Annotated in this window: 15 protein-coding genes; 6 read left to right on the top strand and 9 right to left on the bottom strand. The window is 71.6% G+C overall.

Annotated elements, in window-relative coordinates:
* Positions 1–145 precede the first annotated feature (145 nt).
* The 3 genes from Pma05_RS10740 to nadA all read right to left on the bottom strand — a co-directional run bounded on the left by Pma05_RS10740 (position 146) and on the right by nadA (position 3733).
* A complete protein-coding gene (locus Pma05_RS10740) occupies positions 146–754 on the bottom strand; it encodes a DUF3043 domain-containing protein (RefSeq protein WP_203857194.1) in 609 nt (202 codons plus the stop codon).
* Between the two features lie 195 nt (positions 755–949).
* Entirely contained in the window at positions 950–2305 is a 1356-nt protein-coding gene (gene murA, locus Pma05_RS10735; protein ID WP_203857193.1) for a UDP-N-acetylglucosamine 1-carboxyvinyltransferase, read from the bottom strand.
* 258 nt (positions 2306–2563) lie between these two features.
* Entirely contained in the window at positions 2564–3733 is a 1170-nt protein-coding gene (gene nadA / locus Pma05_RS10730) for a quinolinate synthase NadA (protein ID WP_203857192.1), read from the bottom strand.
* A gap of 68 nt (positions 3734–3801) precedes the next feature.
* On the opposite strand from nadA, the gene Pma05_RS10725 reads away from it, so the two are divergent.
* The 3 genes from Pma05_RS10725 to Pma05_RS10715 all read left to right on the top strand — a co-directional run bounded on the left by Pma05_RS10725 (position 3802) and on the right by Pma05_RS10715 (position 7023).
* The gene (locus Pma05_RS10725; RefSeq protein WP_203857191.1) at positions 3802–4938 is read left to right on the top strand and encodes a glycerate kinase family protein; all 1137 of its coding nucleotides are present in this window, start codon (positions 3802–3804) and stop codon (positions 4936–4938) included.
* Positions 4939–5244: 306 nt separating this feature from the next.
* Positions 5245–5613: an iron-sulfur cluster insertion protein ErpA gene (erpA, locus tag Pma05_RS10720; RefSeq protein WP_203857190.1), complete on the top strand. Its 369-nt coding sequence runs from the start codon at positions 5245–5247 to the stop codon at positions 5611–5613.
* A gap of 435 nt (positions 5614–6048) precedes the next feature.
* Positions 6049–7023 carry a carbohydrate kinase family protein gene (locus Pma05_RS10715; RefSeq protein WP_203857189.1) on the top strand — a complete coding sequence of 325 codons (975 nt, stop codon included), beginning with the start codon at positions 6049–6051 and terminating at the stop codon, positions 7021–7023.
* 68 nt (positions 7024–7091) lie between these two features.
* Here Pma05_RS10715 and Pma05_RS10710 read toward each other — a convergent pair whose 3' ends face one another.
* Positions 7092–7325: a sulfurtransferase TusA family protein gene (locus tag Pma05_RS10710; RefSeq protein ID WP_203857188.1), complete on the bottom strand. Its 234-nt coding sequence runs from the start codon at positions 7323–7325 to the stop codon at positions 7092–7094.
* Positions 7326–7399: 74 nt separating this feature from the next.
* A complete protein-coding gene (locus Pma05_RS10705) occupies positions 7400–8551 on the bottom strand; it encodes a cysteine desulfurase family protein (protein ID WP_203857187.1) in 1152 nt (383 codons plus the stop codon).
* Between the two features lie 171 nt (positions 8552–8722).
* On the opposite strand from Pma05_RS10705, the gene ctaC reads away from it, so the two are divergent.
* A complete protein-coding gene (ctaC, locus tag Pma05_RS10700) occupies positions 8723–9685 on the top strand; it encodes an aa3-type cytochrome oxidase subunit II (RefSeq protein ID WP_203857186.1) in 963 nt (320 codons plus the stop codon).
* A gap of 10 nt (positions 9686–9695) precedes the next feature.
* Positions 9696–10121: a cytochrome c oxidase subunit 4 gene (locus Pma05_RS10695; RefSeq protein ID WP_203857185.1), complete on the top strand. Its 426-nt coding sequence runs from the start codon at positions 9696–9698 to the stop codon at positions 10119–10121.
* A 71-nt stretch (positions 10122–10192) separates the two neighbouring features.
* Here the strand turns inward: Pma05_RS10695 and Pma05_RS10690 are convergent, their stop codons facing one another.
* On the bottom strand, positions 10193–10849 hold the full coding sequence (locus tag Pma05_RS10690) for a TetR/AcrR family transcriptional regulator (protein WP_203857184.1): 657 nt from the start codon (positions 10847–10849) through the stop codon (positions 10193–10195).
* A gap of 59 nt (positions 10850–10908) precedes the next feature.
* On the opposite strand from Pma05_RS10690, the gene Pma05_RS10685 reads away from it, so the two are divergent.
* Complete coding sequence (locus Pma05_RS10685) at positions 10909–11817, top strand: alpha/beta fold hydrolase (protein ID WP_203857183.1); 909 nt, start codon at positions 10909–10911, stop codon at positions 11815–11817.
* 113 nt (positions 11818–11930) lie between these two features.
* Here Pma05_RS10685 and qcrB read toward each other — a convergent pair whose 3' ends face one another.
* From qcrB to qcrC, 3 genes are read right to left on the bottom strand one after another with little or no spacing between them, the layout of a single operon-like run.
* Positions 11931–13553 carry a cytochrome bc1 complex cytochrome b subunit gene (gene qcrB / locus Pma05_RS10680; protein ID WP_203857182.1) on the bottom strand — a complete coding sequence of 541 codons (1623 nt, stop codon included), beginning with the start codon at positions 13551–13553 and terminating at the stop codon, positions 11931–11933.
* Entirely contained in the window at positions 13550–14635 is a 1086-nt protein-coding gene (gene qcrA / locus Pma05_RS10675; RefSeq protein WP_203857181.1) for a cytochrome bc1 complex Rieske iron-sulfur subunit, read from the bottom strand. The genes qcrB and qcrA overlap by 4 nt, the downstream gene beginning before the upstream one ends.
* Positions 14632–15480, bottom strand: coding sequence for a cytochrome bc1 complex diheme cytochrome c subunit (gene qcrC / locus Pma05_RS10670; protein ID WP_203857180.1), 849 nt, complete (start codon positions 15478–15480; stop codon positions 14632–14634). Before qcrC ends, qcrA begins: the two co-directional genes overlap by 4 nt.
* Positions 15481–15483 lie beyond the last annotated feature (3 nt).

Below are 15483 nucleotides of genomic sequence, written 5' to 3'. Positions count from 1 at the left end.
TGGTCGCGGCGGCCGGCACGGCGGCCCTGCTCCGCCTGCTCGGCGTCCCGTGACGCGCCCAGCCCTGCTCCGGCGGCTCGGCGTGACGCGTCCGGCGGCCCTGCGGCGGGTCCTCGGCGTGCCGTGACCGGACCGGCCGGGTGGCTCAGATCGCGTCGCCGAGGTTGACCCGGGGGACCGGGGCGCGCATCCGGCGGAACGTGATGGAGCGCATGATCGCGTAGAGGTAGAGCGAACCCATCCGCTGGTCGGTCTTGGGGAACCGCTGCCGGACCAGCTTCTTGACCTTCCGCGAGATCAACACCGAGTCGATCACCAGGGCGATGGCCAGCAGACCCCAGAGCAGGTTGGAGGCGAACCGCACCTCCGGTGGCATGGTGTTCGCCGAACCGATCAGCACCACCAGGGCGCCGCCGAAGAACCAGGTCCCGACGGTACGCCGGGAGTCCACCACGTCGCGGGCGAGCCCGCGCTCCGGGGCCCGGTCCCGGGGGCCGCCCTCCCGGCGGAACTCGGCCGCCGACTCGGCCCGCACCTGCCGGCGCCGCTCCCGGGCCTCCTGCTTGGTGAGCGGCTTGGCGTCGCCGGCGGCACGCCGACCGGCACTCGGCCGCTTCGGCGTCTCCTGGCCCAGTTCCTTCTTGCTCGGGGTGTGGCCCCGGGGACGGGCAGGCGTGGACTCCTCCTCGGGGGTCACCTGAGCGGTGGCGTCCTCGACGAGGTCGGTGGGCTTACGGCGAAACAGCGACGGCACGCGGCAAGGGTAGCCAACCGTCGGCCCGACCCGCACCTCGCGGTACGCCGACGGCCAGCCGCTGCCGTCCAGAGCCGGGTGAGACGCTGCTCACCCGGCCTCCGGTCTCCGCTGTCCGCGCGTGCCCGTGCCGCCGCACTGCCCCCGGACGCCCGTGCCGATGCACTGGCCCCGGGTGCCCGTGGACAGCGTCGGCTACGGCCGCTCGACGTGCGCGCCGAGGTCGGCGAGCTTGGCCTCGAAGTCCTCGTAGCCGCGGTTGATCAGATCCACCCCGTAGACCCGGGAGGTGCCCTCGGCCGCCAGCGCGGCGATCAGGTGGCTGAACCCGGCCCGCAGGTCGGGGATCACCAGATCGGCGGCGTGCAGCTTCGACGGCCCGGCGATCACCGCCGAGTGCTTGAAGTTGCGGCGGCCGAACCGGCAGGGCGTACCGCCGAGGCAGTCCCGGTAGACCTGGATGGTCGCGCCCATCTTGTTCAGCGCCTCGGTGTAGCCGAGCCGCTGCTCGTATACCGTCTCGTGCACGATCGACAGGCCCCGGGCCTGGGTCAGCGCCACCACCAACGGCTGCTGCCAGTCGGTCATGAACCCCGGGTGCACGTCCGTCTCCAGCGCCACCGCCCGCAGCTCGCCGCCGGGGTGCCAGAACCGGATCCCGCCCTCCTGGCCCAGGCTGCCCTGCCGGGGCGGCCGGGTGTCGGTGACCTCGTACGCCCCGCCGACCGAGCGGAACACGTTGAGGAAGGTCATCATGTCGGCCTGCTCGGCGCCGAGCACCTCGACCCGGCCACCGGTGGCCAGCGCGGCGGCGGCCCAGCTCGCCGCCTCGATCCGGTCCGGGATCGGCCGGTGGGTGTAGCCGCCGAGCCGGGCCACGCCCTGCACCTCGATCACCCGGTCGGTGTGCACCTTGATGATCGCGCCCATCTTCTGGAGTACGCAGATCAGGTCGATGATCTCCGGCTCGACGGCCGCGTTGCGCAGCTCGGTGACGCCCTCGGCCAGTACCGCCGTCAGCAGCACCTGCTCGGTGGCGCCCACACTCGGGTACGGCAGCTCGAACTTGGTGCCGTGCAGGCCGCTCGGTGCGGTCAGGTGCATCCCCTCGGGCGCCTTGTCCACCACCGCGCCGAACTGCCGCAGTGCCTGGATGTGGAAGTCGATCGGCCGGGGGCCGATGTGGCAGCCGCCCAGGTCGGGGATGAACGCGTGGCCGAGCCGGTGCAGCAGCGGACCGCAGAACAGGATCGGGATCCGGCTCGACCCGGCGTGCACGTTGATCTCGTCCGTGCTGGCGCTCTCGACGTTGGCCGGGTCGAAGACCAGTTCGCCGTCCTCGACGCCGTCGGTGACCTTGACGCCGTGCAGTTCGAGCAGCCCCCGGACCACCTCGACGTCGCGGATCCGCGGCACGTCGAAGAGCCGGCTCGGCTCGTCGCCGAGCAGGGCGGCGACCATCGCCTTGGAGACGAGATTCTTCGCGCCGCGCACTCGGATCTGCCCGGAAAGGGGCGTACCTCCGTGTACGACCAGGACGTCGTCCGTCAACGCAACCTCCAGCGGGTCGATGCTGCTCTACGTCGATGCTGTCCGCGAGGGTGAACCATCCGGTCCACTCAGCCGTCGCCCCGTGGCCCGGCCGGCGCGGCGCGATCACGCCCTCCGGCCCGAGCTCTCTCACGGCCCCGGGCAGCATAGCGCTCGGTTACGAAAAAAGAGCGGTCACAGCGCGACGGATGGCACGAAACGGGGACAGCGGCAGGAATCCGTACCCCGACGATTACCTTGCGTAGTTGACCACGTCCGCTACGGCAGGGCCAGCATCTGGTCCAGCGCCACCCGGGCGTGGTGCGCGGTGTCCGGGTCCACGGTGATCTGGTTCGGCACCCGGCCGGCGACCAGCTCCTCCAGCGACCAGACCAGGTGCGGAAGGTCGATCCGGTTCATCGTCGAGCAGTAGCAGACGGTCCGGTCCAGGAACATGACCTGCTTGTCCGGGTGGGCGTTCGCCAGTCGGCGTACCAGGTTCAGTTCGGTACCGACCGCCCAGGCCGAACCGGCCGGCGCCGCCTCGATGGTGTTGATGATGTATTCCGTCGAGCCGACGTGGTCGGCCGCGGTCACCACGTCGTACCGGCACTCGGGGTGGACCAGCACGTTGACGCCGGGCACCCGCATCCGGACCTCGTCCACGCTGCTCCTGGTGAACCGGCCGTGCACCGAGCAGTGCCCCCGCCACAGGATCATCTTGGCTTCCCGGAGCTGCTTCGCGGTCAGCCCGCCGCCCGGCTTGTGCGGGTCGTAGAGCACGCAGTCGTCGGCGTCCAGGCCCATCTTCAGCACCGCCGTGTTGCGGCCGAGGTGCTGGTCGGGGAGGAAGAACACCCGCTGGCCGCGCTCGAACGCCCAGCGCAGCGCCCGTTCGGCGTTCGACGAGGTGCAGACCACCCCGCCGTTGCGCCCGACGAAGCCCTTGATGTCGGCGGACGAGTTCATGTAGGTCACCGGCACCGTCGAGCCGGCCACACCCAGCTCCGCCAGCGCCTCCCAGGCGGTCTCGACCTGCGGCAGCGCCGCCATGTCCGCCATCGAGCAGCCGGCGGCCAGGTCGGGCAGTATCACCCGCTGGGCGGCGGTGGTGAGGATGTCCGCGCTCTCGGCCATGAAGTGCACGCCGCAGAAGACGATGTATTCCGCGTCCGGCCGGGCCGCGGCCTCGCGGGCGAGCTTGAACGAGTCGCCGGTCACGTCGGCGAACTGGATGACCTCGTCGCGCTGGTAGTGGTGGCCGAGCACGAAGACCCGGTCACCGAGCGCCGCCTTCGCCGCGCGGGCCCGGGCGACCAGGTTCGGGTCGCTCGGCGGCGGCAGTTCGCCGGGACAGTCGACCCCGCGCTCGCTGGCCGGGTCGGCACCACGGCCGAGCAGCAGCAGGGCGGTGGCGGTGCTGGACGGCTCTACCCACGTCGAAGTCACGTTCCCATGCTTCCACAGCCGGGGCCGCTTTCCGGCCGCCCCGATGTGGGCTGCCACACTCGTGATCCATGCGGATCCTGATCTGTCCGGACAAGTTCGCCGGTACCCTCTCCGCGTCCGAGGTGGCCGAGGCGGTCCGGGACGGGTGGCGGGAGGTGGCCCCCGGCGACGACCTGGTGCTGCGGCCACTCTCCGACGGCGGGCCGGGCTTCGTGGAGGTGCTCGCCGCCGCGCTGCCGGGTCGTCGGGTGCCGGTCCGCACCGTCGACCCGCTGGGCCGGCCGGTCGACGGGGAGATCCTGCTCACCGCCGACGGTACGGCGTACGTGGAGAGCGCCCAGGCGTGCGGCCTGCACCTGCTCGCCTCGGCCGAGCGTGACCCGCTGCGGGCCACCTCGTACGGCCTCGGCGCGCTGCTCGCCACCGCCGCCGAGGCGGGGGCCCGGCGTGCCGTCGTCGGGCTGGGCGGCTCGGCCGTGAACGACGCGGGTGCCGGGCTGCTGGCCGCGCTGAACGCCGTACCGGTGGACGCCTCCGGGCTGGCCCTCCCGTACGGCGGAGCCGCGCTGCTGGCCGTTGCCGGGCTGACCGGACGGCCGCAGGTGCGCGGGATGGCACTGGTCGCGGCGACCGACGTCGACAACCCGTTGACCGGGTTGACCGGAGCCTCGAACGTCTTCGGGCCGCAGAAGGGCGCGACCCGGGAGGACGTACTCCTGCTCGACGACGCGTTGCGGCGCTTCGCCGAGGTGCTGGAGCGGGACCTGCCCGGCTGCCCACCCGGCCTGGCCGGGCTGCCCGGTGCCGGCGCGGCCGGCGGGCTCGGTGCGGCGCTGCTCGCCCTCGGCGGCCGGTGCGAGTCGGGCATCGACCTGGTCACCCGGCTGACCGGGCTGGACGCCGGCTACGACGAGGCGGACCTGGTGATCACCGGGGAGGGTTCCTTCGACCACCAGTCGCTGCGCGGCAAGGTGGTCGCCGGGGTGGCCGGGGCGGCCCGGGACCGTGGCGTGCCCTGCGTGGTGCTGGCCGGCCGGGTCAGCGCCGGGCGGCGGGAGTCGGCGGCGGCCGGGGTTACCGAGACGCACAGCCTGGTCGACCACTTCGGTGGGGAGCCGCACGGCGGCGTCGAGCGGGCGATGAGTCGGCCGGCGGAGGGCCTGCGGGTGCTGGCGGCCCGACTGGCCGGGCAGTGGAGCCGCTGACGGGCAAATCGCGTTCCCGCTCGCCGACCTGCGGACGGAGCGACGTTCGTGGGCCGTCGACCGGGCGACCCGGCGGGCGCGAGCCGGACCGAGCCGGGGCCGGTCGAGTCGCTCTGGGGTGTTCGTCACATTCGTCGGGGCGGCCGGGACGATCCGGCACACCGGGGCGGGTTCCACCCGAGCCACGGTGACCTGCGCCGCATCAGCCTAGAATCGATGCCGTACCCACATTGGGAATCACCGGCCAGCCGGCTAGCGTTGGCCAGTACGGATAAATATCGCACCGGCGCAGGGGAGACTTTCATCGTGACAACGCCAGCGCAGACCGAGTCGACCGCGGAAACCGCTCCGAGCACCGTCGTCCTGACCGACGTCGCGGCGCAGAAGGTGAAGGCCCTGATCGAGCAGGAGGGCCGCGACGACCTGCGGCTGCGGGTCGCGGTGCAGCCGGGTGGCTGCTCCGGCCTGCGTTACCAGCTCTTCTTCGACGAGCGCTCGCTCGACGGTGACGTGGTCAGCGACTTCGGCGGGGTCGGGGTCGTCGTCGACCGGATGAGCGCGCCCTACCTGACCGGCGCCACCATCGACTTCGCCGACCGGATCGACGCCCAGGGCTTCACCATCGACAACCCGAACGCGCAGAACTCGTGCGCGTGCGGTGATTCGTTCCACTGATCGGTGCTTTGTCCCGGTTTTAGCCGGTACACCCCGATCCACCGTTACATACTGGTCGCCTGAGCGGGTCGCCCCGCGCGGGCGGCGTGACGTTACCCGGAGAGTCCGTCACGCCGCCGCGCCGGGAGCGGCCCGTTCGGCGTCCCCGGGGTCCGGCGAGCACCGCGCCCGTCCCGTCGAGGGCTTGTCGTCGTAGCGGGGCCGGGCGCCGGTGAGCGGGGCGGCACTGCGTCGTCGGCGCGATCCGGGCGCCGGTGAGCCCCGGGCGGCTCCGCACCCGCGCGTCCCGGCACCCGTTGCGGCAGCCAGGGTTGCCGGGCGGCGAGCTGCGGGTGACGTTCGGCTGGCCGGTACCCGATCGATCGGGGGCGCGGCGGACGACGGACCGGTAGGCTGACCCGGCCGCAATTCCGACTCCGACCCCCGAGGGCCGACATGAAGATCGCCGTCACCGGCTCGATCGCCACCGACCACCTGATGCACTTCCCGGGCCGGTTCGCCGATCAGTTCATCGCCGACCAGCTACACAAGGTCTCGCTCTCCTTCCTCGTCGACGAGCTGGTGCTCCGGCGGGGCGGGGTCGCCGCCAACATCGCCTTCGGGATGGCGCAGCTCGGCCTGCGTCCGGTGCTGCTCGGCGCGGTCGGCGCCGACTTCGACGACTACCGGTCCTGGCTGGAGCGGCACGGCGTCGACTGCGCCTCGGTGCACGTCAGCGAGGTCGCCCACACGGCGCGGTTCGTCTGCACCACCGACACCGAGATGTGCCAGATCGCCTCCTTCTACGCCGGCGCGATGAGCGAGGCCCGCAACATCGAGCTGGCCCCGGTCGCCGACCGGGTCGGCGGGCTCGACCTGGTGCTGGTCAGCGCCAACGACCCGGCCGCGATGCAGCGGCACTCCGAGGAGTGCCGCCAGCGGGGGTACGCCTTCGCCGCCGACCCGTCGCAGCAGCTCGCCCGGATGAAGGGCTCCGACGTACTCGGCCTGATCGACGGTGCCGACTACCTGCTGACCAACGACTACGAGAAGTCGCTGTTGCAGAGCAAGGCCAAGTTGACCGACGACCAGTTGCTGGAGCGGGTCAAAATCCGGGTCACCACGCTGGGCAAGGACGGCGTGGAGATCGCCGGACGGGACATCGAGCGGATCCACGTGCCGATCGCCCGCGAGTTGCAGGCCGCCGACCCGACCGGGGTGGGTGACGGCTTCCGGGCCGGATTCTTCGCCGGCCTCTCCTGGGGACTGAGCCTGGAGCGGTCCGCCCAGATCGGCTCCCTCCTCGCCACGCTGGTGCTGGAGACCGTCGGCACCCAGGAGTACGAGGTCCGGGCCGACCTCTTCGTCAAGCGCCTCGCGGAGTCGTACGGCGACGAGGCCGCCGAGGAAGTCCGGCAGCACCTGGGCTGAGGCGTCACCGGGTCACGTCAGGCCGGTACGGCGGCACGGGGCGGTCACCCCGTGCCGCCGGTCTCCGCTCAGTGAGCGCGGCGGATGTCGTACGCGGGGGAGCCGTCGACGGTCGAGGTGTCGACCAGCTCCTGTCCCCGCATCCGACACCAGGCCGGAATGTCGATCGCCGCGGCCGGGTCGTCGGCGAGTACCCGGAGCACGCCGCCGACCGGGAGCTGGGGCAGTCGCCGGGCCGCCGCGATGACCGGCAGCGGGCAGCGCTGGCCGAGACAGTCGACGACCTCGTCCGGCCCGTTCACCGCTGACCTCCCGGCACCCCGTTCACGGCTGACCTCCCGGCACTCGCATCCGTCCCTTCCGAATCCGGCCGGTCTCAGAGTCCGACCACGCCGGCCTCGGCGCGCAGCCCGGCCACGATCCCCGGCAGTTCGGCGAGGAACCGGTCCACCTCCGCCTCGGTGCTCTCCCGGTGCAGCGAGACCCGGACGTTGCCGTGCGACAGCACCCCCATCGCCTCCAGCACGTGTGACGGGCGGAGCGTGGACGAGGTGCAGGAGGAGCCGGACGAGACCGCGAAGCCGCGCCGGTCCAGCGCGTGCAGCAGCGCCTCGCCGTCGACGTAGAGGCAGGAGAAGGTGACCAGGTGCGGCAGCCGGTGCACCGGGTCGCCGACCACCTCCACGTCGGGCACCGTCGCCGGCACGGTGGCGCGGATCCGGTCGACCAGCGGGCCGAGCCGGGCGGCCTCGGCCGCCGCCTCCGCGTGCACCGCCCGCAGCGCTGCCGCCGCCGCCACGATCGCCGGCAGGTTGCCGACCCCGGGGGTACGACCGGCCTCCCGCTCGTCCGCCGGATAGGGCGACTCCCAGCGGGTGCCCTTGCGGACCACCAGCAGCCCCACCCCGGGCGGGCCGCCCCACTTGTGCGCGCTGGCCGACAGCATCGACCAGCCCTCCGGCACGGGCAGCCGGCCCACAGACTGGGCGGCGTCGAGGTGCAGCGGTACCCCGACCGCCGCGCAGGCCCGGGCCGCCTCGGTGACCGGCTGCACCGTACCCACCTCGTGGCTGGCGCTGATCAGCGTGCCGAGCGCCACTCCCGGGGCGGCCACCGCGGCCGACCAGGCGTCGAGGTCGAGCCGCCCGGACCGGTCCACCGGGACCGACTCGGCCGAGCCGCCACCGGCCACGTGCCGTTCCGCCGCGTGCAGTACCGCGGAGTGCTCGATCGCCGAGTGCACCAGCGTGCCACCGGCCCGGCGACGCCCGGCCAGCCCGCCGAGCACTGCGGCGTGCGCCGCGGCCGTACCGCTGGGGGTGAAGGAGAGTTCGTCGGGGCGTACCCCGAGCACCTCGGCGGTGGCCGCCCGGGCCGCGTCGAGGAGCTGGCGGGCCCGGCGGGCCGGCGCGTAGAGCCGGGCCGGGTCGGCCCAGCCGTCCGCCAGGGCGGCGAGCATCGCCTGCCGGGCCACCGGGTGCAGCGGTGCGGCAGAGGCCGCGTCGAAGTACGCCGGAGGCTCGTTCACCAGGAAACCGTAGCGCGCCGGGGGATCGGGCAAGATCCCCCGGCGGAGTGGGGACGCGGACCCCAAGGCCGTCCAGCCGACGCAGGTCGAGTAATCTGCGACCGTCGGTGACGCCTTTGCCGCCGGTGTCGACAATCCGGACGCCGCGGCGCGCTAGGGAGGCAGGACCAGGTGGTCGCAAGGGGTTCGGAGGTACGGCCGTCGGCCGTACGGCAGAGCAGTCCCCGGGACGCCCGAGGGCGCGGCCCACGCCCGTCGATGGGCCGGCTGGCCGGGCTCGGAGCCGGTGGCGCCGCGCTGCTCGCCCTGCTGACCGGTTGTGACGTCGGCCGGACGTTCGACGGGTTCGGCTGGCCGCAGGGCGGCATCAGCCCCGAGTCCCACCGCATGTACGACCTCTGGATCGGCTCGACGATCGCGGCCCTGGCGGTCGGCGTCTTCGTCTGGGGCCTGATCTTCTGGTGCGTCATCCGCTACCGCAAGCGGGGTGAGGCGCTGCCGGTGCAGACCCGGTTCAACATGCCGATGGAGTTCCTCTACACCATCGCGCCGATCCTGATCGTCGCCGTGCTCTTCTACTACACGGCGATCGTGCAGACCGGGGTGAACAAGACCACCAGCAACCCGGACGTGACCGTCGAGGTGGTCGCGTTCAAGTGGAACTGGCAGTTCAACTACCTGGACAAGCCGGGCGAGGACGCCAACACGGTGGCCTCGACGCTGGGCACCACCGAGGTGATCCCGATCCTGGTGCTGCCGACCGGCCGGAGCATCCGGTTCGAGGAGACCAGCAAGGACGTCATCCACTCGTTCTGGGTGCCGGAGCTGCTGTTCAAGCGGGACGTCTTCCCCGGCAACGTCCGCAACGTCTTCGAGGTCACCAACCTCGACACCGAGGGGGCGTACGTCGGCCGCTGTGCGGAGCTGTGCGGCACGTACCACTCGATGATGAACTTCGAGCTGCGGGTCGTCTCGCCGGACGAGTACGACCGGTTCATCGAGGCGAAGCGGGCCGGCCAGTCGACCCAGGACGCCCTGGTCGCCATCGGTGAGCCGCCGCTGGCCCAGACCACCCGGCCGTTCGACACCAAGCGGGACACCAACAACTTCGGTAACGCCAGCGCGGGAAGCTGAGGAGCGCCAAATGAAGACCGAGTGGAAGCTGTTCAGCGTCGTCTCGCTCTTCCTGGCCATCGCGGCGGTTGTCTACGGGCTGTGGACGACCGCTGTCGACGGGCGGTTGGAGTGGATCGGTACGGTCGCGCTGTCGCTGTCGTTCCTGCTCACCGCGATGTGCGGCGGCTTCTTCTGGTTCGTGTCGCGGCGGATCGACCCGCGTCCGGAGGACCGGGCGGACGCCGAGATCTCGGACGGCGCGGGTGAGCTCGGCTTCTTCAGCCCGGGCAGCTACTGGCCGTTCGGGCTGGCCGTCGCCGCCACCGTCGCCGGGCTGGGCCTGGTGTTCTGGCAGTGGTGGCTGATCGCCACCGGCATGATCGCGGTTATCTTCGGCGCCTGCGGCCTGCTTTTCGAGTACTACTCCGGCACCCGGCGTACCGCGGAGCACTGACCGGCGCACGTCAGCCTCTCCGACGACCCGTGGCCCACCGAGGGCTGCGGGTCGTCGTCGTTGGTGCCCGGTCAGCCGTGCTGAGCGGGCCGTGTGGCGAAGATCTGGTCGAGGTGGTATCCGAGCAGGGCTCGGGCGGCCGACGCGCTACGCAGGCCCGCCATGACGCTGTCGGCGAGACCGGTGGCGAGCGCGAGCAGGTTGCCGGCCTCCGCCTCCGGATTCCGGCCCGGCGCCAGCTCGCCGGCCCGGCCCGCCCGGTCGAGCCGGTCGGCGATGGCCCGCTCCAGGTCGCCGGAGTTGCGGGCGTAGGGGAGGGCGGCCAGCGCCGGGTCGGTCAGCGCGAGGGCGTGGTAGGCGGCGAAGACCGTGTACGCGGCCCGCTGCTCGTCGTCGGCGGGGATGAGCTGGCCCAGCCAGCCGTCGAGCAGGTCCCGGACCGGGACGGCGTCGTCGGCTCCCGTTCTGGCCGCCCGGGTGACCGCCTCGGCCCGCCGCCGCCCCAGCGCCTCGGCGAGGTGACGCAGCCCGGCGAAGAGCAGCTGCTCCTTGCTGTGGAAGTAGTACTGCACGGTGCTGACCGTCACCCCGGCCTCGGCGGCGACGGTACGCATGCTGGCGGCGTGCAGTCCCCGGGTGGCGGCGATCCGCAGTAGCGCGTCGACGATCTGCGCCCGGCGTTGCTCGTGGTTGGCCAGCCTCGGCACCTCGGCCACCCCTCTCGACATCGTTTGGTGGTACGAACGTACTATACAGTCGTATCACCAACGGGAGTGGAGGTCGGGGAATGACGGCGAGCGGTCGACAGCGGATCGGAAGGTTCAGCACCGAGCAGGCCCGACAGAGGTTCCTCCGGGCGTACGACACGGCGATGCGGGCCTGGCCCGAACCGCGCCGGGAACTCGACGTGCCGACCGACTTCGGCACTGTCCACGTGCACCGGTACGGGCCGGAGACCGGGGCGCCGATCGTGCTGCTGCACGGCGCCACCGGCAACTCCTCGAACTGGTATCCGCAGGTCGCCGCGCTGGGCGAGCGGCACCCGGTCTACGCCGTCGACACGATCGACGATCCGGGCCGCAGTGTGCAGCGGCGGGTGGTGGTCGGCTCGGCCGGAAACGCCGGCTGGCTCGACGCGGTGCTGGCCGGGCTCGGGCTGCACGACGTACACCTGGTGGGCCTCTCCTACGGCGGCTGGCTCGCCCTCAACCAGGCGGTGTACGCGCCGCAGCGGCTGGCCACCGTGACCCTGCTGGATCCAGGCGGGCTGGCGAAGGTACCGACCCGGTTCTACCTCAACCTGTTGCTCGGCGCGGCCGCCTCGGTGGCGCCCCGCCGGGCCCGGCGTCGGCTCGCGCACCTGCTGGCCAACCACGCCCTGGTGGAGTCCGCCGAGCAGTTGGCGCCGATCATGATCGCTGCCCGCAGTTGGCGTACCAACCGGCCGGCCGCCCGGCGGCTCACCGACGACGAGCTGCGTGCGGTACGGGTGCCGACCCGGTTGCTGGTCGGGAGCCGCAGCTCTCTGCTCCGCCCGGCGCGGGCAATCGCCCGGGCCGAAGCGCTGATCCCCGGCGTGCGGGCCGAGATCGTGCCGGGCGCGGGGCACGGCCTGCCGATGGAACGGCCGGCCCTGGTGAACCGGCTCGTCCTCGACTTCGTCGAATCCCACACCCCCGACGTTCGGACCCGGTGAGGCTGGGCACCCGGCACGAGGCGCGGCGGACGTACCCGGAAACGGCGGACGTACCCGGAAACGAGCGTGGCGCCCGCCGGAAGTCCGGCGGGCGCCACGTGGGCGGAACTTGTTCAGCGGCGGTCGCCGCTGCTGATCTCCTGGCGCTCGGGGCGCGGCTCGACCGGCGGGTGGCCGGGCGAGACCGGCGCCTCGGCCGGCTTCTCGATCGGGTAGAAGAAGCCCCGGATCGCCGGGCCCAGCGCGCCGAGCCGGTTCATCTTCTTCGGTACGACCCAGCCGACGTACTCCAGTTCGCTGTGTCCGTGCTCGTCGGTGCGGCCGAGCGGCTGGTGCACCTCCACGAACTGCCCGTTCGGGAGCCGGCGGATGATGCCGGTCTCGACGCCGTGCGCCAACACCTCCCGGTCGTGCTGCTGGAGCCCGAGGCAGATCCGGTAGGTGACGTAGTACGCGATCGGCGGCACGATGATCAACCCGATCCGGCCCGCCCAGGTCATCGCGTTCAGGCTGATGAAGAACTTGTCCGCGATCACGTCGTTGGCGCCGGAGAGCGTCAGCACCAGCCAGAACGACACCGCCATCACGCCGAGGGCGGTCCGGCCGGGCACGTCACGCGGGCGCTGTAGCAGGTTGTGGATCTCCCGGTCCTTGTTCAGCCGCGCCTCGATGAACGGATAGAACAGCGGCACCATGGTCAGGATGCCGGGCAGCACCACGGTGGGCCAGAACAGCGGTGGGATGACGTAGCCGTCGCCGATCGGGATATTGATCTCCCATGGCGGCATCAGCCGGGTCGACCCGTCCAGGAACATCACGTACCAGTCGGGCTGGCTGGCCGCGGAGACCACGCCGGCCTCGTACGGGCCGAAGAGCCAGATCGGGTTGATCTGGACCAGCCCGCCGAGCAGCGCGATCACCCCGAAGACGATCATGAAGAAGCCGCCCTGCTTGAGGGCGTAGCGCGGGAACATCCGTTCGCCGACCACGTTCGAGTTGGTCCGGCCGGGGCCGGGCCACTGGGTGTGCTTCTGCTTGAAGACCAGTCCGAGGTGCGCGCTGATCAGACCTACCAGCAGGGCCGGGATCAGCAGCACGTGGGCGATGAAGAACCGGCTGATGATGATCTCGCCCGGGAACTCACCGGCGAAGATCGCCGAGGTGACCCAGGTGCCGATCACCGGGATCGAGAGCATGATGCCCGAGGCGATCCGCAGGCCGGTGCCGGAGAGCCCGTCGTCCGGGAGCGAGTATCCGGTGAAGCCGGCCAGGAAGCCGACCCAGAAGAGCAGGTAGCCGATCATCCAGTTGATCTCGCGCGGCTTGCGGAACGCTCCGGTGAAGAAGATCCGCATCATGTGCACGATGATCGACGCCATGAACAGCAGCGCCGCCCAGTGGTGCATCTGCCGCATGACCAGGCCACCGCGGATGTCGAACGAGATGTCCAGCGAGGTGGCGTACGCGGCGGACATGTGGGTGCCCTGCAACGGCCGGTAGCTGCCGTCGTAGGTCACCTCGCGCAGCGACGGCTCGAAGAACAGCGTCAGGTAGACGCCGGTGAGCAGCAGCACGATGAACGAGAAGAGCGCGATCTCGCCCAGCAGGAACGACCAGTGGTCCGGGAAGACCTTGTTGAGCAGGGACCGCAGTGGGGTGTTCACCTGGAGCCGGTCGTCTACCTCCCGGGCCGCCTTGCCCGGCACCGCCGCCAGATCGAACCTACGACGCTTCATGGCCGCTCCCAGAAGTCGGGCCCGACCGTCTCGGTGAAGTCGGACTGCGCGACGAAGAAGCCTTCCTCAACGGCCAGGGGAAGCTGAGGAAGCCGCCGGCTCGCGGGTCCGAAGATCGGGCGGGCGTTGTCGGTGATCAGGAACTGGGACTGGTGGCACGGGCAGAGCAGCCGGTTCGTCTGCTGCTCGTAGAGGCTGGCCGGGCAGCCGGCGTGGGTGCAGATCTTCGAGTAGGCGATGTAGTTGCCCCACATGAAGTTCTGCTTGCCGTCCTGGTCGTTCGCCGCCTTCGCCTGGGCCGCGTCGTTCTCCCGGAGGTGGATCAGCAGGACCGGGGAGTCGGCGTGCTTGTTGGTGGCGCCGCCCTCGATGCCGGGGAAGACGGTGATCTGTCCGCCGGGGCTGACGTCCTCCGGGCGTACCGGGGTGCCGTCGTGGTGGGTCAGGTGGATCAGCTTGCCGTCGATCGGCTTCCAGCCGGTGGTGAAGTACTGGTTGTTCTTGTGCGGCTGCTCGATCAGGCCACCGATCAGCGGTGCCGCGGCGACCGCGCCCACCGGGGCCAGGCCGGCGAGCAGCGAGATGCCCAGCAGCGGGCGACGGCGTACGCCCAGCTCGTCAGCCATGTAGACCAGCGTGTTACCGGTGATCTTGCGTTCTTCGTCGCTGGCCGGCTCGATGTGCCGATCCTGGATCGACACCTCCTTGGGCAGCAGCTTCTTGCCCCAGGCCAGGATGCCGAAGCCGACCAGCAGCAGCGCCAGCCCGAGGGTCAGGCCGAGGACCGGGGTGTAGAGCTTGCCGGCGCCGGTGCCCGGCTTGTACTGCCACGGCCACCAGATGTACGCCACCACGAACGCCGTGGCGAAGAGGCCGACCAGCAGGAACATCAGGGCGATGGTGCGGGTGATCCGGCGCTCGGCCTTGGTGCCGGGGACCGGGAACTGCGCCTCGTAGTGGACGATCTCGATATCGTCGCGCCGGGCGCCCTCCCGGACGATGTCGAACCGGGTGACCTGCGGGTCGTTCACGTCGATCGCGTCGGTCGTGCCCGAGGTGTGCTCGTCCGTACGCGTGCTCATGACTTCCCCGCAATCCACAGCGCGGCGAAGACCAGTGCGACGATGCCGACCAGGAAGATCGCCACACCCTCGGTGGCCGGGCCGAGCCGGCCCAGGTTGAACCCACCCGGGTCGCGGTCCTCGGCCAGCGTCTGCTGGACGTACGCGATGATGTCGGCCTTCTGCTCCGGCCGGAGCTGGTTGTCGCCGAAGACCGGCATGTTCTGCGGGCCGGTCAGCATCGCGGCGTAGATCTGCCGGTCGTCGGCGGACTTGATGTCCGGGGCGAACTTGCCGGAGGAGAGCGCGCCGCCGCCACCGCCGAAGGTGTGGCAGGAGGAACAGTTGATCCGGAACAGCCGGCCGCCCTCGGCCACGTCCCCGTCGCGGTGCAGGTTGTCACCCTCGGGGAGCTGCGGCCCGCCGCCGAGTTCCTGCACGTACTGGGAGAGCTGGGTGGTCTGGTCGGCGTTGAAGACCGGCGGCTTCTCCTCGGCCTGGGCCTCCTGCCGGGTCAGCGGCATCCGGCCGGTACTCACCTGGAACTCCACGGACGCCGCGCCGACGCCGATCAGGCTCGGCCCGCGCCCCTCGACGCCCTGCGCGTTGCGGCCGTGGCAGCTCACGCAGCTCGTGTCGAAGAGCGCCTTGCCCTCCTGCGCCGCCGAGGTGAGCTGCGGGGTGTCCTGCGCCGAAAGGCCGGGCGCGAAGACGGTGTAGGCGCCGCCGGCCAGGGTGAGTGCGGCCAGCAGCCGGACCGCGGCGCCCAGTCGACGGCGGGCCTTGCCACGCGGCCTGGACCGCGCGCGGCGAAGCCGCGAGAGCAGCCCGCGGGAGCGGTCGCCGCCGGGGGTGTCAGAAGTCATGGC

Source organism: Plantactinospora mayteni (assembly GCF_016862935.1).
Taxonomy (GTDB): domain Bacteria; phylum Actinomycetota; class Actinomycetes; order Mycobacteriales; family Micromonosporaceae; genus Plantactinospora; species Plantactinospora mayteni.
This window is presented reverse-complemented; position numbering and strand designations above follow the sequence as displayed.

Coding starts and splice junctions, on each gene's coding strand:
- Pma05_RS10725 (WP_203857191.1), top strand. CDS start 3,802: ATGCGGATCCTGATCTGTCCGGACAAGTTCGCCGGTACCCTCTCCGCG.
- Pma05_RS10715 (WP_203857189.1), top strand. CDS start 6,049: ATGAAGATCGCCGTCACCGGCTCGATCGCCACCGACCACCTGATGCAC.
- Pma05_RS10695 (WP_203857185.1), top strand. CDS start 9,696: ATGAAGACCGAGTGGAAGCTGTTCAGCGTCGTCTCGCTCTTCCTGGCC.
- Pma05_RS10690 (WP_203857184.1), bottom strand. CDS start 10,849: ATGTCGAGAGGGGTGGCCGAGGTGCCGAGGCTGGCCAACCACGAGCAA.
- Pma05_RS10685 (WP_203857183.1), top strand. CDS start 10,909: ATGACGGCGAGCGGTCGACAGCGGATCGGAAGGTTCAGCACCGAGCAG.
- qcrB (WP_203857182.1), bottom strand. CDS start 13,553: ATGAAGCGTCGTAGGTTCGATCTGGCGGCGGTGCCGGGCAAGGCGGCC.
- qcrA (WP_203857181.1), bottom strand. CDS start 14,635: ATGAGCACGCGTACGGACGAGCACACCTCGGGCACGACCGACGCGATC.
- qcrC (WP_203857180.1), bottom strand. CDS start 15,480: ATGACTTCTGACACCCCCGGCGGCGACCGCTCCCGCGGGCTGCTCTCG.